Source organism: Vibrio bathopelagicus, from assembly GCF_014879975.1.
GTDB classification, from domain to species: domain Bacteria; phylum Pseudomonadota; class Gammaproteobacteria; order Enterobacterales; family Vibrionaceae; genus Vibrio; species Vibrio bathopelagicus.
This window is the reverse complement of record NZ_CP062500.1, coordinates 30,025-46,685: the sequence shown is the minus strand read 5'-3', so window position 1 is coordinate 46,685 and position 16,661 is coordinate 30,025. Positions and strand designations below refer to the sequence as shown.

Annotated in this window: 10 protein-coding genes, 5 tRNA genes and 3 rRNA genes; 5 read left to right on the top strand and 13 right to left on the bottom strand. The window is 46.3% G+C overall.

Annotation, left to right across the window (positions count from 1 at the left end; translation table 11 throughout):
* The first annotated feature begins 102 nt into the window (after positions 1–102).
* On the top strand, positions 103–993 hold the full coding sequence (ilvY, locus tag IHV80_RS00230; protein WP_029223704.1) for an HTH-type transcriptional activator IlvY: 891 nt from the start codon (positions 103–105) through the stop codon (positions 991–993).
* 113 nt (positions 994–1,106) lie between these two features.
* On the opposite strand, the gene IHV80_RS00225 is transcribed toward ilvY, so the two are convergent.
* The 11 genes from IHV80_RS00225 to IHV80_RS00175 all read right to left on the bottom strand — a co-directional run bounded on the left by IHV80_RS00225 (position 1,107) and on the right by IHV80_RS00175 (position 9,980).
* A tRNA-Ser gene (locus IHV80_RS00225) sits at positions 1,107–1,197 on the bottom strand.
* A 69-nt stretch (positions 1,198–1,266) separates the two neighbouring features.
* A 5S ribosomal RNA gene (gene rrf, locus IHV80_RS00220) occupies positions 1,267–1,382 on the bottom strand.
* A gap of 94 nt (positions 1,383–1,476) precedes the next feature.
* Positions 1,477–4,370: ribosomal RNA gene (locus tag IHV80_RS00215) — 23S ribosomal RNA — on the bottom strand.
* Between the two features lie 401 nt (positions 4,371–4,771).
* Positions 4,772–4,847, bottom strand: a tRNA-Val gene (locus IHV80_RS00210).
* Positions 4,848–4,879: 32 nt separating this feature from the next.
* Positions 4,880–4,955, bottom strand: a tRNA-Ala gene (locus IHV80_RS00205).
* Between the two features lie 25 nt (positions 4,956–4,980).
* Positions 4,981–5,056, bottom strand: a tRNA-Lys gene (locus IHV80_RS00200).
* Positions 5,057–5,058: 2 nt separating this feature from the next.
* A tRNA-Glu gene (locus IHV80_RS00195) sits at positions 5,059–5,134 on the bottom strand.
* Between the two features lie 123 nt (positions 5,135–5,257).
* Positions 5,258–6,812: ribosomal RNA gene (locus IHV80_RS00190) — 16S ribosomal RNA — on the bottom strand.
* The 16S, 23S and 5S rRNA genes sit together here with 5 tRNA genes alongside, the layout of an rRNA operon.
* A gap of 514 nt (positions 6,813–7,326) precedes the next feature.
* The gene (gene hemG / locus IHV80_RS00185) at positions 7,327–7,854 is read right to left on the bottom strand and encodes a menaquinone-dependent protoporphyrinogen IX dehydrogenase (protein ID WP_192889682.1); all 528 of its coding nucleotides are present in this window, start codon (positions 7,852–7,854) and stop codon (positions 7,327–7,329) included.
* A 10-nt stretch (positions 7,855–7,864) separates the two neighbouring features.
* Complete coding sequence (locus IHV80_RS00180) at positions 7,865–9,322, bottom strand: TrkH family potassium uptake protein (protein WP_048657784.1); 1,458 nt, start codon at positions 9,320–9,322, stop codon at positions 7,865–7,867.
* Positions 9,323–9,356: 34 nt separating this feature from the next.
* Positions 9,357–9,980 carry a YigZ family protein gene (locus IHV80_RS00175; RefSeq protein ID WP_004736669.1) on the bottom strand — a complete coding sequence of 208 codons (624 nt, stop codon included), beginning with the start codon at positions 9,978–9,980 and terminating at the stop codon, positions 9,357–9,359.
* Positions 9,981–10,207: 227 nt separating this feature from the next.
* On the opposite strand from IHV80_RS00175, the gene fadB reads away from it, so the two are divergent.
* From fadB to acuI, 3 genes are all read left to right on the top strand, one after another.
* Positions 10,208–12,379 carry a fatty acid oxidation complex subunit alpha FadB gene (gene fadB / locus IHV80_RS00170; RefSeq protein WP_192889681.1) on the top strand — a complete coding sequence of 724 codons (2,172 nt, stop codon included), beginning with the start codon at positions 10,208–10,210 and terminating at the stop codon, positions 12,377–12,379.
* A gap of 26 nt (positions 12,380–12,405) precedes the next feature.
* Positions 12,406–13,569 (top strand): acetyl-CoA C-acyltransferase FadA, encoded by a 1,164-nt coding sequence (gene fadA / locus IHV80_RS00165; protein ID WP_065111981.1) that lies wholly within the window; start codon positions 12,406–12,408, stop codon positions 13,567–13,569.
* Positions 13,570–13,811: 242 nt separating this feature from the next.
* Entirely contained in the window at positions 13,812–14,792 is a 981-nt protein-coding gene (acuI, locus tag IHV80_RS00160; protein ID WP_192889680.1) for an acrylyl-CoA reductase (NADPH), read from the top strand.
* Between the two features lie 104 nt (positions 14,793–14,896).
* On the opposite strand, the gene IHV80_RS00155 is transcribed toward acuI, so the two are convergent.
* Positions 14,897–15,838, bottom strand: a complete 942-nt coding sequence (locus IHV80_RS00155; protein WP_192889679.1) for a LysR family transcriptional regulator — start codon at positions 15,836–15,838, stop codon at positions 14,897–14,899.
* A 156-nt stretch (positions 15,839–15,994) separates the two neighbouring features.
* On the bottom strand, positions 15,995–16,180 hold the full coding sequence (locus IHV80_RS00150; protein WP_004736674.1) for a hypothetical protein: 186 nt from the start codon (positions 16,178–16,180) through the stop codon (positions 15,995–15,997).
* Between the two features lie 149 nt (positions 16,181–16,329).
* Here IHV80_RS00150 and tusA point away from each other — a divergent pair, with 149 nt between their 5' ends.
* Positions 16,330–16,581, top strand: a complete 252-nt coding sequence (gene tusA, locus IHV80_RS00145; protein WP_017055492.1) for a sulfurtransferase TusA — start codon at positions 16,330–16,332, stop codon at positions 16,579–16,581.
* Positions 16,582–16,661 lie beyond the last annotated feature (80 nt).

Below are 16,661 nucleotides of genomic sequence, written 5' to 3'. Positions count from 1 at the left end.
TCTATCGAATGACTTCATACTAAAACAGACACTCCGTTGCTGAAAGTGATATATTCACAATTAGTTATTGCAATAAATGCAACATGGAAACGATCACAGAACATGAACATAAAATCTCTACAATTATTTATACATTTATGTGATAGCAAGAGTTTCAGCAAAACAGCTGCTGCTATGCACGTCAGTCCTTCTGCCCTTAGTCGTCAGATACAAAAGCTTGAGGAAGAAACAGGGCAAGAACTGCTTATCAGGGATAACCGAAGTGTTGACCTCACACCTGCAGGAAAACATCTGTTGCCTGTGGCATTGAGCATCGTTGGCGAGTGGCAGCAATATAACCTTCACCTAAAAGGCGGAGAACAGGAGCTAAAGGGTGAGATCCGCATCTTCTGTTCAGTAACAGCAAGCTACAGTCACCTTCCTGAACTCATTACCGAATTCAGAGCTATTCATCCGTATATTGAGTTTAAGCTCTCTACCGGTGATCCAGCGCAGTCCATTGACAAGATACTGAATGATGAGGCTGATATTGCTATTTCAGCTAAACCAGACATTTTGCCTTCAAGATTAGAATTCGAAACCATTAGCGATATACCACTGTCAGTAATCATCCCATCCGGTGTCAGTAGCTTTAGTCAGCAACTGCAATCCGAAAAGCCAAATTGGAATGAAGTGCCTTTTATCATTCCCGAAGCAGGTACTGCTCGTGAACGTGCGAATGCATGGTTCAAAAAGATGAAGATTAAGCCTAGCATTTACGCTCAGGTATCTGGACATGAGGCGATTGTAAGTATGGTTGCGCTGGGCTGTGGGGTGGGAATAGCTCCTGATGTCGTCATTAACAACAGTCCAGTGAGAGATAAGGTCGATCGTTTAAAAATAGAACCAATCAAACCCTTTGAATTAGGCGTTTGCTGTAAACGCTCTCAACTTGAGAACCCACTGATTAGAGCGTTCTGGCAAGTAGCCGAAGGAAAGTATCTCCCTGACTAGTTAACTTTAGATATGCTGATTAAGGGAATAATAGAGGAGAGCACGTTAGTGCTCTTTTTTCTAAATAGCAGATATGAAAAAGCCCGCTGATTTCTCAGCGGGCTTTTCAATGGTGGTGGAGGGATAGGGATTTGAACCCTAGAACCGCTATTAACGGTTGCCGGTTTTCAAGACCGGTGCTTTCGACCACTCAGCCATCCCTCCAACAAATTGTCATCAACAGATTTGTGCACTGTTGAAGTTGTTGTTTGCTATGCAAACAACGAAATTAAAGCCTGGCGATGTCCTACTCTCACATGGGGAAACCCCACACTACCATCGGCGCTATTGTGTTTCACTTCTGAGTTCGGCATGGAATCAGGTGGGTCCACAATGCTATGGTCGCCAAGCAAATTTTAAAATTCGGAAAGCTATAATCTAAAAGTGTCTCTTCAAACTCATTCAAGGTCTGTCTTTGAGTCCACAAAACCCCTTGGGTGTTGTATGGTTAAGCCTCACGGGCAATTAGTACAGGTTAGCTCAATGCCTCGCAGCACTTACACACCCTGCCTATCAACGTCGTAGTCTACGACAACCCTTTAGGACGCTTATAGCGTCAGGGAAAACTCATCTCAAGGCTCGCTTCCCGCTTAGATGCTTTCAGCGGTTATCGATTCCGAACTTAGCTACCGGGCAATGCCATTGGCATGACAACCCGAACACCAGAGGTTCGTCCACTCCGGTCCTCTCGTACTAGGAGCAGCCCCTTTCAATTTTCCAACGCCCACGGCAGATAGGGACCGAACTGTCTCACGACGTTCTAAACCCAGCTCGCGTACCACTTTAAATGGCGAACAGCCATACCCTTGGGACCGACTTCAGCCCCAGGATGTGATGAGCCGACATCGAGGTGCCAAACACCGCCGTCGATATGAACTCTTGGGCGGTATCAGCCTGTTATCCCCGGAGTACCTTTTATCCGTTGAGCGATGGCCCTTCCATTCAGAACCACCGGATCACTATGACCTGCTTTCGCACCTGCTCGAATTGTCATTCTCGCAGTCAAGCGGGCTTATGCCATTGCACTAACCACACGATGTCCAACCGTGTTTAGCCCACCTTCGTGCTCCTCCGTTACTCTTTGGGAGGAGACCGCCCCAGTCAAACTACCCACCAGGCACTGTCCGTAACCCCGATTCAGGGGCCAACGTTAGAACATCAAAACTACAAGGGTGGTATTTCAAGGACGACTCCACCACATCTAGCGACGCGGTTTCATAGTCTCCCACCTATCCTACACATGTAGGTTCAATGTTCAGTGCCAAGCTGTAGTAAAGGTTCACGGGGTCTTTCCGTCTAGCCGCGGGTACACTGCATCTTCACAGCGATTTCAATTTCACTGAGTCTCGGGTGGAGACAGCGTGGCCATCATTACGCCATTCGTGCAGGTCGGAACTTACCCGACAAGGAATTTCGCTACCTTAGGACCGTTATAGTTACGGCCGCCGTTTACCGGGGCTTCGATCAAGAGCTTCGACCGAAGTCTAACCCCATCAATTAACCTTCCGGCACCGGGCAGGCGTCACACCGTATACGTCATCTTACGATTTTGCACAGTGCTGTGTTTTTAATAAACAGTTGCAGCCACCTGGTATCTGCGACTCTCGTCTGCTCCATCCGCAAGGGACTTCACTGATAAGAGCGTACCTTCTCCCGAAGTTACGGTACCATTTTGCCTAGTTCCTTCACCCGAGTTCTCTCAAGCGCCTTGGTATTCTCTACCCGACCACCTGTGTCGGTTTGGGGTACGATTCCTTACAATCTGAAGCTTAGAGGCTTTTCCTGGAAGCATGGCATCAATGACTTCACTACCGTAGTAGCTCGACATCGTATCTCAGCGTTAAAGAAAGTCCGGATTTACCTAAACTTTCCGCCTACATACTTGAACCTGGACAACCGTCGCCAGGCCCACCTAGCCTTCTCCGTCCCCCCATCGCAATTGTAAGAAGTACGGGAATATTAACCCGTTTCCCATCGACTACGCCTTTCGGCCTCGCCTTAGGAGTCGACTTACCCTGCCCCGATTAACGTTGGACAGGAACCCTTGGTCTTCCGGCGAGGGAGTTTTTCACTCCCTTTATCGTTACTCATGTCAGCATTCGCACTTCTGATACCTCCAGCAGCCCTTACAGACCACCTTCAACGGCTTACAGAACGCTCCCCTACCCCACATACCCTAAGGTACGTAGCCGCAGCTTCGGTGTATAGCTTAGCCCCGTTACATCTTCCGCGCAGGCCGACTCGACCAGTGAGCTATTACGCTTTCTTTAAATGATGGCTGCTTCTAAGCCAACATCCTGGCTGTCTGAGCCTTCCCACATCGTTTCCCACTTAGCTATACTTTGGGACCTTAGCTGGCGGTCTGGGTTGTTTCCCTCTCCACGACGGACGTTAGCACCCGCCGTGTGTCTCCCGGATAGTACTTACTGGTATTCGGAGTTTGCAAAGGGTTGGTAAGTCGGGATGACCCCCTAGCCTTAACAGTGCTCTACCCCCAGTAGTATTCGTCCGAGGCGCTACCTAAATAGCTTTCGGGGAGAACCAGCTATCTCCAGGTTTGATTGGCCTTTCACCCCTAGCCACAAGTCATCCGCTAATTTTTCAACATTAGTCGGTTCGGTCCTCCAGTTGATGTTACTCAACCTTCAACCTGCCCATGGCTAGATCACCTGGTTTCGGGTCTAATCCTAGCAACTGTACGCCCAGTTAAGACTCGGTTTCCCTACGGCTCCCCTAAACGGTTAACCTTGCTACTAAAATTAAGTCGCTGACCCATTATACAAAAGGTACGCAGTCACACCACGAAGGTGCTCCTACTGCTTGTACGTACACGGTTTCAGGTTCTATTTCACTCCCCTCACAGGGGTTCTTTTCGCCTTTCCCTCACGGTACTGGTTCACTATCGGTCAGTCAGTAGTATTTAGCCTTGGAGGATGGTCCCCCCATATTCAGACAGGATATCACGTGTCCCGCCCTACTCGATTTCACTGATTATGATGTGTCGGTTACGGGGCTATCACCCTTTATTGCGAGACTTTCCAGACTCTTCACCTGCATCATTAAAAGCTTAAGGGCTAATCCAATTTCGCTCGCCGCTACTTTCGGAATCTCGGTTGATTTCTCTTCCTCGGGGTACTTAGATGTTTCAGTTCCCCCGGTTTGCCTCCTGTTGCTATGTATTCACAACAGGATACGTGCTTATGCACGTGGGTTTCCCCATTCAGAAATCCCAGACTCAAAAGGTTATTACTACCTAATCTGGGCTTATCGCAAGTTATTACGTCTTTCATCGCCTCTGACTGCCAAGGCATCCACCGTGTACGCTTAGTCACTTAACCATACAACCCGAAAGGGTCTCTGTTTTACTTTCACTTTTGAAAAGTGAAAACAAACTTGTATGGCAACTAACCAAGGTTTTTGGTTGTCATCAAGAAGGGTTAATTCTCAATGACTGTTTGCCGGACTCAATTTACTTTTTGTTTCCACTTTTTAATAAAAAGTAGAGTCAAAAATGAACAATCATTTCTGATCGTTCGAATACAAGACACTTGAATGTGTTTGTTGTGTTTATACCGTCCCTATTAAATAAGAGCAGATAAACATTGAGAACTTTTAAATTTGATTTAAATAACTTCGTTATTTAAATCAGTCAGCTTTCCAAATTGTTAAAGAGCAAGAGTTATAAGTGTTAAACTTTTAAACCCATTTTTAAATACTCTCTTACGAGAATGCTTAAAGATGGTGGGCGATACCGGGCTCGAACCAGTGACCCCCTGCTTGTAAGGCAGGTGCTCTCCCAACTGAGCTAATCGCCCATGATAGTTTTAATTCCTTCATGGAGAAAGAATGGTGGAGCTATGCGGGATCGAACCGCAGACCTCCTGCGTGCAAGGCAGGCGCTCTCCCAGCTGAGCTATAGCCCCATATTTTTATTTCCTTGGGAGGAAATGGTGGGTCGTGCAGGATTCGAACCTGCGACCAATTGATTAAAAGTCAACTGCTCTACCAACTGAGCTAACGACCCAATGGTATCCCGTAGGGGAGTCGAACCCCTGTTACCGCCGTGAAAGGGCGGTGTCCTAGGCCTCTAGACGAACGGGACACTGCTAATTTATCTCCACTTTAAAAGTAGAAACAAACTTCGAAGAACCTTGGGAGTTCTTCTTCTCTTTGCTTTTCTAAACCTAATCAATCTGTGTGGACACTCATCGTAAATATCTTCGTATAAGGAGGTGATCCAGCCCCAGGTTCCCCTAGGGCTACCTTGTTACGACTTCACCCCAGTCATGAACCACAAAGTGGTGAGCGTCCTCCCCGAAAGGTTAAACTACCCACTTCTTTTGCAGCCCACTCCCATGGTGTGACGGGCGGTGTGTACAAGGCCCGGGAACGTATTCACCGTGACATTCTGATTCACGATTACTAGCGATTCCGACTTCATGGAGTCGAGTTGCAGACTCCAATCCGGACTACGACGCACTTTTTGGGATTCGCTCACTATCGCTAGCTTGCTGCCCTCTGTATGCGCCATTGTAGCACGTGTGTAGCCCTACTCGTAAGGGCCATGATGACTTGACGTCGTCCCCACCTTCCTCCGGTTTATCACCGGCAGTCTCCCTGGAGTTCCCGACATTACTCGCTGGCAAACAAGGATAAGGGTTGCGCTCGTTGCGGGACTTAACCCAACATTTCACAACACGAGCTGACGACAGCCATGCAGCACCTGTCTCAGAGCTCCCGAAGGCACACCTGCGTCTCCGCTGGCTTCTCTGGATGTCAAGAGTAGGTAAGGTTCTTCGCGTTGCATCGAATTAAACCACATGCTCCACCGCTTGTGCGGGCCCCCGTCAATTCATTTGAGTTTTAATCTTGCGACCGTACTCCCCAGGCGGTCTACTTAACGCGTTAGCTCCGAAAGCCACGGCTCAAGGCCACAACCTCCAAGTAGACATCGTTTACGGCGTGGACTACCAGGGTATCTAATCCTGTTTGCTCCCCACGCTTTCGCATCTGAGTGTCAGTGTCTGTCCAGGGGGCCGCCTTCGCCACTGGTATTCCTTCAGATCTCTACGCATTTCACCGCTACACCTGAAATTCTACCCCCCTCTACAGCACTCTAGTTCACCAGTTTCAAATGCAGTTCCGAGGTTGAGCCCCGGGCTTTCACATCTGACTTAATGAACCACCTGCATGCGCTTTACGCCCAGTAATTCCGATTAACGCTCGCACCCTCCGTATTACCGCGGCTGCTGGCACGGAGTTAGCCGGTGCTTCTTCTGTTGCTAACGTCAAGAGATAGCGCTATTAACACTACCCCCTTCCTCACAACTGAAAGTACTTTACAACCCGAAGGCCTTCTTCATACACGCGGCATGGCTGCATCAGGCTTTCGCCCATTGTGCAATATTCCCCACTGCTGCCTCCCGTAGGAGTCTGGACCGTGTCTCAGTTCCAGTGTGGCTGATCATCCTCTCAGACCAGCTAGGGATCGTCGCCTTGGTGAGCCATTACCTCACCAACTAGCTAATCCCACCTAGGCATATCTTGACGCGAGAGGTCCGAAGATCCCCCTCTTTGGCCCGTAGGCATTATGCGGTATTAGCCATCGTTTCCAATGGTTATCCCCCACATCAAGGCAATTTCCTAGGCATTACTCACCCGTCCGCCGCTCGACGCCCAACAAATCCTCCGAAGATTCAATGTTGTCGTTTCCGCTCGACTTGCATGTGTTAGGCCTGCCGCCAGCGTTCAATCTGAGCCATGATCAAACTCTTCAATTTAAGATTTTGTGACTCAACGAATACTGACTTCAAAACTACTATGTAATTTTAAAGCTATTACCATTCCAACAGAATGGTAATGAATTGACTGTGCCGATTAACTACAAGTAGTTAAACGTATTGGTCACTCAGTTCATTGAAATCAAGTTTGATTCCGAAGAATCTGTTTTATCTAACGATAAAACGTTTTGATATTCATCAACGAGTGCCCACACAGATTGATAGGTTTAAATTGTTAAAGAGCTTTTCCTTTTTGAGCTTCGCTCAAATCGGACGGCCATTTTAGCGATTTAAGTTTTAGTGTCAACCACTATTTTCAAAACTTTTTTCAAGCGCTTAGCTTGGCTAATTTGACCTGCTGATTCGCTTTGGTTTCTTACGAAGCCTTCCCGTTTCAACGAGGTCGCATTATAGAGATTTCGATCACACTGGCAAGCCCTTTTTGAAGTTTTTCTCGTTTTTTTATTCGTTCGATTAAAAAGAACTCAAAACGCCTCAAAAGTAGGCTTTTCTCTTACATCTCTTTCAGTTTTTTAGAGAATAAAGAGACTTTTTCCCAGTTCGTGTACTCAACTTCCTTAGTTGTATCCGTTTCTCCACCTGTCATATTCATAATGAAGCGAATCATGGTTTTATCAAACCAGTTATAACGTGGGTAATAGAGGGCACCAGCAAAGACACCGATCAAGGTCGGCTGCCACGGTGACTTGAGAAGAAACTTCTTAATATAAGCACTACCTTCAGGGGTATCTTTACCTTGGTCTTCTTTACGAGCCGTTAAGTTAACGCAGAAAAAGGCAACCTTGTTTGATTGCAGCTGAGCAAGGTTGGCATCAATGAACTGATATAGCTTCTTATTGAGGTGGCCATAGCGAATAGATGCGCCAATCAAAACTCTGTCATATTGAGTAAAGTCGACATTACTAATAGTGTGCAGATCTTGAAGCTCACATTCGAACTCATTCATTTCTTCTTTTATATAGTTCAAGATCTTCTTGGTCTGCCCTTCACGGCTTGAATACAAAAATAGAGCTTTTGCCACAATGTTGTCCTTAGCTACGCCAAAACGTAGGGGTCAATAAAATTAATAAGGTGAATATCTCTAAACGACCAAACAGCATAGATACGATCAACACCCACTTAGCCTTGTCATTCACATCGCCGAAGTGCATTGCCACTTCACCTAAGCCAGGGCCAAGGTTATTCAATGTTGCCGCTACAGCAGAGAAAGCACTTAGCTCATCCATGCCAGTTGCAATCAGAGCCAACATACAAACCACAAAAACCAAGGCGTATGCAGAGAAGAAGCCCCAAACCGCATCCACAACACGCTGTGGTAACGCAGATCCGCCAACCTTGATGGTATAAACAGCACGCGGGTGGACAAGACGCTTCATTTCACGAGCACCTTGCAGCGTAAGTAGTAATATTCGGATAACTTTCATACCGCCACCGGTTGAACCGGCACAACCACCTATAAAGGAAGAAAACAGAAGCAGAACGGGTAAGAACAGCGGCCACTCGGAAAAACCAGTGGTGGTGAAGCCTGCTGTTGTAGATATAGATACCGTTTGGAACAAAGCCTGATCAAAGGCATCGTAATACGAGTCGTAAGAATGATGGTTAAGCAGTAATAAGAAGCAGACTAAAAACAGTAGCGCTTGAATAAAGATAAAAGCGCGAAACTCAGGATCCTTCCAATAGTACTTGGGATGCACACCACCAGACGCAAACGCGGCAAAGTGAAGAGAGAAGTTACAAGCAGATATAAGAAGGAATACAACGGTAATCATGTTTATAGCAGGGCTATTGAAATACCCCATGCTGGCATCATGTGTCGAGAAACCACCAATAGCAATGGTAGAGAAACTATGGCTGATTGCATCAAAGAAACTCATACCAGCCAACCAAAACGCCACCGCACAAGCAATAGTTAAGCTGAGATAGATATACCAAAGCGCTTTTGCCGTTTCAGCAATACGCGGTGTCATCTTACTGTCTTTTACAGGACCTGGGATTTCAGCACGATATAGCTGCATACCACCGATACCCAGAACGGGAAGGATGGCTACCGCCAATACGATGATACCCATACCACCAAACCATTGCAGGAATTGGCGGTAAAATAAAATTGCTTTAGGTAGGTCATCGAGGCCAACAATTACGGTTGCACCCGTAGTCGTTAATGCAGAAAACGATTCAAAAAAGGCATCAGTAACAGAAACGCTCGGATTATCCGCGATCAAAAACGGCAATGCACCTGCACTGCCGATTACCGTCCAGAACAACACCACAATGAGAAAGCCATCTCGCGCCTTCAATTCATGTTTATAGCGTCGGTTTGGAAACCAGCAAGTTGCTCCACAAAATAATAGAACGAAGAAAGTCGTCACAAATGGCACACCCGCACCATCTCTATAGATCAGTGCGACGAGCGCAGGTGCGAGCATTGATACACTAAAAAGTGCTAATAATAATCCGACGATTCGAATAATTGAGCGAAATTGCATGAGCTATTGAACGAAGCGAAATGCTTCACACTTCCTAGTTGTCTTTGACTTTCGTTACCAGTGCCTTGGCACCGCTTTTATTGATCATGGTTTGGGTAAACGAATCTACCTGAAGGAGCTCTATTTCAATAATAAGCTCAACTTGAACACCATAATCCGCTTGGACTTCAACAGCCTGATGCTGAGCCATAATGGATTGCGCGATTGGCACAAAGCCATAGTCTAACTCTAGCCGTAATTTTGTGGTTATTTTTTTCTCGATAGTTTGAAGCAGCTTGAGAGCTTGTTGCACTCCTCCACCATACGCCTTTACTAGGCCACCCGTTCCAAGCTTGATTCCGCCAGAATAACGAGTGACAACGGCAGTCAGTTCACCGACACCAGAACCAGACAGTTGCGCCAAAATAGGCTTACCCGCAGTACCAGATGGCTCTCCGTCGTCACTAAAGCCCCATTTCATTGAGTCTTCAGGTCGCCCAGCAGCAAAGCCCCAACAATTATGTCGTGCTGATGAATGCTCTTTTTTTACCTGTTCTACGAACTGTTTAGCAGCTTCTACACTTGGAGTATGAGCAAGATGAGTAATGAAGACGCTCTTCTTTATCTCTTCTTCAAACAGAGCCGACGCTGACGGTATTAAATAGGGCTGTTCATTCATATCGTTAACTTAATTAATAAGAGCGGCGAAGTGTATCACGCGTGAATAATAAGGGTTAGAGGATCTGTGCTATCGCACAATGTTAAACAATTGTTTAAAAAATGTATTGAAATTCACCAAGCAGAGGTACAGACTAAGACGACTGGTCTTACCAGGTGTTCTACAATAATAGAAAGATAACAAGATTCTCTCAAACAATCGTGGATTGTATGTCATGGAGATAGACAATGATTTACCAAGCTAACACCTTACAGGTAAAGGAATTACAAGATGGTATTGCAGAACTTAGCTTCTGTGCGCCGGCCTCTGTAAACAAACTCGACCTTGCTACTTTAGAATCACTAGATAAAGCGTTAGATGCTCTTAATGCTCACACTGGATTACGTGGTTTAATCTTAACTTCAAACAAAGACGCGTTCATCGTAGGCGCAGACATCACTGAATTTCTTGGCCTATTTGCTAAGCCAGAAGCAGAACTTGATGAATGGTTAAGATTCGCTAATTCAATCTTCAGTAAGCTCGAAGACCTTCCTGTCCCAACTCTTTCAATGATGCGTGGCCATGCCCTTGGCGGCGGCTGTGAATGTGTACTCGCTACCGACTTCCGTATCGGTGACAAGACCACCAGCATAGGTTTACCAGAAACCAAACTTGGCATCATGCCTGGTTTTGGTGGTTGTGTGCGCCTACCTCGTGTTATCGGTGCTGACAGCGCAATGGAAATTATCACGCAAGGCAAAGCATGCCGTGCCGATGAAGCACTTAAAGTTGGCTTGTTAGATGCGATTGTTGAAACAGACCAACTATTAGAATCAGCGGTTAACACTGTTTCTCTGGCAGCCAATGAGAAACTCGATTGGCAGCTACGCCGTAAACAAAAAACATCAGCGCTTTCACTAAGTAAACTAGAAGCGATGATGAGCTTTACCATGGCTAAAGGTCTCGTTGCTCAAAAAGCAGGGCCTCACTACCCAGCGCCAATTACTTCGGTAATTGCTATTGAAGAAGCAGCGCGTAGCGATCGCGATGCAGCACTCGACATCGAACGTAAGCACTTCGTCAAGCTGGCGAAATCAGAAGAAGCAAAAGCATTAGTCGGCCTATTCCTGAATGACCAGTACATCAAAGGTCTAGCGAAGCAAGCGGGTAAATCAGCAAACAAAGCAACTGAGCGTGCAGCCGTACTTGGCGCAGGTATCATGGGCGGCGGTATTGCTTACCAATCAGCACTGAAAGGCGTCCCAGTGATGATGAAAGACATCGCACAGGCATCTCTTGATCTTGGTATGAACGAAGCTTCTAAGCTGTTGAATAAACGCTTATCACGCGGTCGACTAGATGGATTCAAGATGGCAGGTATTCTGTCTTCTATTACTCCAAGCCTGCATTATGCAGGTGTTGAGCAATCAGATGTGATTGTGGAAGCGGTTGTAGAGAATCCTAAAGTAAAAGCAGCGGTACTGAGCGAAGTGGAAGGCTTGGTTGGTGAAGACACGGTTCTAACATCAAATACCTCAACGATTCCGATTAACTTGTTAGCGAAATCTTTGAAGCGCCCAGAGAACTTCTGTGGTATGCACTTCTTTAACCCAGTACACCGCATGCCTTTGGTTGAGATCATCCGTGGTGAGCACACTTCTGAAGAAACGATCAATCGCGTGGTGGCTTACGCAGCGAAGATGGGTAAATCTCCTATCGTTGTTAACGACTGCCCAGGCTTCTTCGTTAACCGTGTACTTTTCCCTTACTTTGGCGGTTTCAGCATGTTGCTACGTGACGGCGCTGACTTCACTAAGATCGATAAAATCATGGAGCGTAAGTTCGGTTGGCCAATGGGTCCTGCGTACTTGCTAGACGTTGTTGGCCTAGACACAGCACACCATGCACAAGCAGTAATGGCGCAAGGTTTCCCTGAGCGTATGGGTAAAGAAGGTCGTGATGCGATTGACGCACTTTACGTCGCTGAAAAATACGGCCAGAAGAACGGCAGCGGTTTCTACACGTATAGCGTAGACAAACGCGGTCGTCCGAAGAAAACCTTCTCTGAAGACATTCTTCCTATTTTGGCTGACGTATGCCAACAGCCACAAGACTTTGATGACCAGACAATTATCCAACGTGTGATGATTCCTATGATCAACGAAGTGGTGCTTTGTTTAGAAGAAGGCATTATCGCGACACCGCAAGAAGCGGATATGGCACTGGTTTACGGTTTAGGCTTCCCTCCATTCAGAGGCGGCGTATTCCGCTACTTAGACAGTGTGGGTATTGGTAACTTCGTTGAAATGGCGAAGAGCTACCAAGACTTAGGTGCAATGTACCAAGTTCCTCAACTATTGCTTGATATGGCAGCGAAAGGCGAAAGCTTTTACGAAGGCCAACAAGCCAGTTCTCTGTAACCCACATTTGGAAAAGGAATAGCAAAATGAATAATGTAGTTGTTGTTGATTGCCTTCGTACCCCAATGGGACGTTCCAAAGGTGGAGCTTTCCGTCACACTCGTGCTGAAGATCTATCGGCACATTTGATGAAAGGCATTTTAGAGCGCAATCCAGAAGTAAACCCTGTCGAAATTGAAGACATTTACTGGGGTTGTGTACAACAAACGCTAGAGCAAGGCTTCAACGTGGCTCGTAACGCCGCTTTGCTTGCTGGTCTACCGATTGAAATTGGTGCGGTAACGGTGAACCGACTGTGTGGTTCATCTATGCAAGCTTTGCATGATGCTGCTCGTTCAATCATGGTTGGAGATGCGGAAATCTGCCTAATCGGTGGTGTCGAACACATGGGTCATGTTCCTATGAACCACGGTGTCGATTTCCACCCAGGCATGTCTAAGCACGTAGCAAAAGCTGCAGGAATGATGGGCCTAACGGCTGAGATGCTTGGTAAAATGCACGGTATTAGCCGTGAAGATCAAGATGCCTTCGCTGCACGCTCACACGCTAGAGCACAAGCAGCAACGGTAGAAGGTCGTTTCAAAAACGAAATTCTACCAACAGAAGCTCACGCGGCAGACGGTTCACTGTTTACTCTGGATTACGATGAAGTCATTCGCCCAGAAACAACGGTTGAAGGTCTATCTCAGCTGCGTCCTGTATTCGACCCAGCAAACGGAACGGTAACGGCAGGTACTTCATCAGCATTGTCTGATGGTGCATCGGCAATGCTTATCATGAGTGAAGATAAAGCCAACGCGCTTGGCCTTAAGATCCGCGCTCGCGTAAAGTCTATGGCTATCGCAGGCTGCGACCCTTCAATCATGGGTTACGGTCCAGTACCGGCGACTCAAAAAGCGTTAAAACGTGCAGGTCTGAACATTGAAGATATGGGCGTTATTGAACTCAACGAAGCGTTCGCTGCTCAATCTCTTCCATGTGCTAAAGATCTAGGTCTATTGGATGTAGTTGACGAGAAAGTTAACCTTAACGGTGGTGCGATTGCACTCGGTCACCCATTGGGGTGTTCTGGCTCTCGTATCTCGACAACCCTAATCAACCTGATGGAAGCACAAGACGTGAAATACGGCTTAGCGACCATGTGTATTGGTTTAGGCCAAGGTATTGCAACGGTATTTGAACGCCCATAGCGCTCACTGACTGTAATACTTGAAGGGTAATCTTTTGTGCAGCTATATTTATATAGCTGCACTTTTTATTACTCGGCATCCAATAATGCATCAATTTATTCGGCGCACTTAGCGGTAGAAAAAGCACCACCTACATCTATGCACAAAACGCATAGATTCAATGTTGATGTTTCATTATTTTTTCTCCAACGATTCAACTAAAGTTACTTCAATTTCCTAATATTCCTCCTACGGAGCAGATCATGTTTAAAGCACTTGTACTAAACCAAGAAGACAAAAAAACTATCGCATCAGTTTCTCAAATTGAAGAGTCTCAATTACCAGAAGGTAACGTGAAGGTTGATGTGAGCTACTCTTCTTTAAACTACAAAGATGGTTTGGCGATAACAGGTAAAGGGCGCATTGTTCGCAACTTCCCTATGGTTCCTGGTATCGACCTTTCTGGTGTGGTTTCACAATCTGATGACCCTCGCTACAAAGCGGGCGACGAAGTTGTTCTGACTGGTTGGGGTGTTGGTGAGGGTCACTGGGGCGGCATGGCTGAGAAAGCAAGCCTAAACGGTGACTGGTTAGTGCCAATGCCTGCAGGCTTAGACGCTAAGAAAGTCATGGCGATTGGTACAGCTGGCTTCACCGCTATGCTTTGTGTGCAAGCTATCGTAGATGCAGGTATCAAACCAGAAGACGGTGAAATTCTAGTCACCGGTGCAAGTGGCGGCGTAGGCAGCGTGTCTATTACGCTACTAAACCAACTGGGCTATAAAGTGGCAGCGGTTACTGGCCGAGCTTCAGAAAATGGCGAACTTCTAAAATCACTAGGCGCGACACGCATTGTTGAACGTGCTGAACTCGAAGAACCAGCTAAACCACTAGAAAAACAACTATGGGCTGGTGCTATCGATACTGTAGGTAGCAAAGTACTTGCAAAAGTATTGGCGCAAATTGATTACAACGGTGCGGTTGCGATGTGTGGCCTAGCTGGCGGTTTTGACTTACCAACAACGGTAATGCCATTCATTTTGCGTAACGTTCGCCTACAAGGTGTGGACTCGGTAATGTGTCCTCGTGAGAAACGTATTAAAGCGTGGGAACAGCTGGCTGAACTATTACCAGAATCTTTCTACGCTCAAGCAACCAAAGAAGTGTCTTTAGATGGTGCAATTCAAGCCGCAGAAGACATCACTAACGGTCAAATCACTGGTCGCGTAGTTATTAAACTGTAATTGTGAATTAAACTTCCGTAACCCAGAATAACAAAGGGCTGATAGTAATCAGCCCTTTTGCGTTTTTGTCATTTGGATCGAGTAAACCAAAGCTAGACCTCAAGTTAACCCAAGCCGACATCCGCAATACGCTTCTGAATCAGCTCACCACACTCTTCTTTTACCACTCTTCTTAACCATTGCTGTGATGCAGAAGAGTCGCAACGCGAGTGCCAGATCAGTGAGTAATCAAACGGCATAAACTCAAATGGTAACGGCTTGACGACTAAGTCATAACGCTCTGCCACCAAATAAGCCAAATCAGCAGGTACAGTAATCACTAATGGCATTCTATCGACAATCGCTAATGCAGCTTCAAGGTGATAAGCACGCAGCACCATTTTTCGTGGTTGTTGATTGGCTAAAGCGTTATCGAGTAAAGCCTTAACACCATCACTGATCGCAATCATCGCATGGGGTAGAGAAACATAATCCTCAAGGCTAAGCGGTCGCTCAGCCAAGGGATGATTTTTAGATAACAAGCACGACACGCCAACTGGCCCCAAGACTTCTTGATGAAGTGGTGCGATGCTGCCACTCGGGCGACAAATCGCCATATCGACACGTTCGGTGCTGAGTTGCTTAAACAAATGCTCATGCTGCAGTGGTGCAAACTCTAAAGAGATATTAGGTGCTTGTTCATAAATCTTAGGTAACGCATAAGGCAAGATGGTTTGCATCGCGTAGTCGGTGGTTGCTATCAGGAAGCGCTCACTGCAGTAGTAAGGGTCAAAATCGCTAGGGCTAAGAAGTTGGCGGAATGATTCTAAAGGTTGATCAATACGCTGGCTGATCTCGAGTGCTTTCTTGGTGGGAATAAGGTGCTGACCTTGGCGTGTAAACAGGGGATCGTTGAGTAGTTCTCTTAGGCGACCTAATACTCTGCTAGTAGCCGATTGGCTTAGGTTAAGACGAAGTGCGGCTTGGCTAACACTGCCCTCTTCAATCAATACCTTTAAGGCGACCAGTAAATTCAGGTCTCTACGATAGATGTCTTCTAATTCCACGCCACTTACCTAGCTGTATACAATTACCATTGGTCACTAAGTTGTTTATAGCATGCTTTAGATAAAAAAAATCCCGCAATTACGCGGGGAAGCCCAAGAAAATCTGGGGATAGTGTCGGAATGTTGTCGTATCGGAATTTGCTTGTTGTATCCGGGTTAATGCTCTTGCTCCTCGGCTATGCCTTGCCAACGGCGCATCTCTACCCAAATACCAATAATCGTTGCTACTATGCCAAAGATTGGCATTAGAGAGGTCTCTGTCGATGAGCGTAGTACTAACGCACAAAAAGAAATAAAACAGAGAACTGAATAAATTGTTAATCTATCTAATCCTGTCAACATCGCCACTCCTTAGCTAGTTGCCTTTGTTACAAGTTGTTATCAACTTGTTAACTAAGTTATAGGAAATGATTCTGTTTGCCAAGCACTTATTGCATATTTTTTCTGCAGACGTATTATTCACTCGTTAGATAGATATAGAGATACAAACCATGACATTCAAACCTGAACTGGCAACCCACACTTTAGAAGCTGAAGGCCTGCGTTGCCCAGAGCCAGTAATGATGGTCAGGAAGACAATTAGAAACATGCAGGATGGCGATGTGTTACTGGTAAAAGCTGACGACCCTTCGACAACTCGTGATATTCCGAGCTTTTGTCGTTTTATGGATCATCAGTTAGTCGGCCAAGCGACTGAAGCTTTGCCTTACCAATATTTGATAAGAAAAGGGTTGGAGGCATAAGCCTCACCTAAATATCAGCATCAAAAAAGCCGCTCGTACCTTATGTTCTTCAACAGAACTCAGAGTACGAGCGGCTTTTT

Coding starts and splice junctions, on each gene's coding strand:
- ilvY (WP_029223704.1), top strand. CDS start 103: ATGAACATAAAATCTCTACAATTATTTATACATTTATGTGATAGCAAG.
- fadA (WP_065111981.1), top strand. CDS start 12,406: ATGAATAATGTAGTTGTTGTTGATTGCCTTCGTACCCCAATGGGACGT.
- fadB (WP_192889681.1), top strand. CDS start 10,208: ATGATTTACCAAGCTAACACCTTACAGGTAAAGGAATTACAAGATGGT.
- IHV80_RS00180 (WP_048657784.1), bottom strand. CDS start 9,322: ATGCAATTTCGCTCAATTATTCGAATCGTCGGATTATTATTAGCACTT.
- IHV80_RS00150 (WP_004736674.1), bottom strand. CDS start 16,180: ATGTTGACAGGATTAGATAGATTAACAATTTATTCAGTTCTCTGTTTT.
- tusA (WP_017055492.1), top strand. CDS start 16,330: ATGACATTCAAACCTGAACTGGCAACCCACACTTTAGAAGCTGAAGGC.
- IHV80_RS00175 (WP_004736669.1), bottom strand. CDS start 9,980: ATGAATGAACAGCCCTATTTAATACCGTCAGCGTCGGCTCTGTTTGAA.
- acuI (WP_192889680.1), top strand. CDS start 13,812: ATGTTTAAAGCACTTGTACTAAACCAAGAAGACAAAAAAACTATCGCA.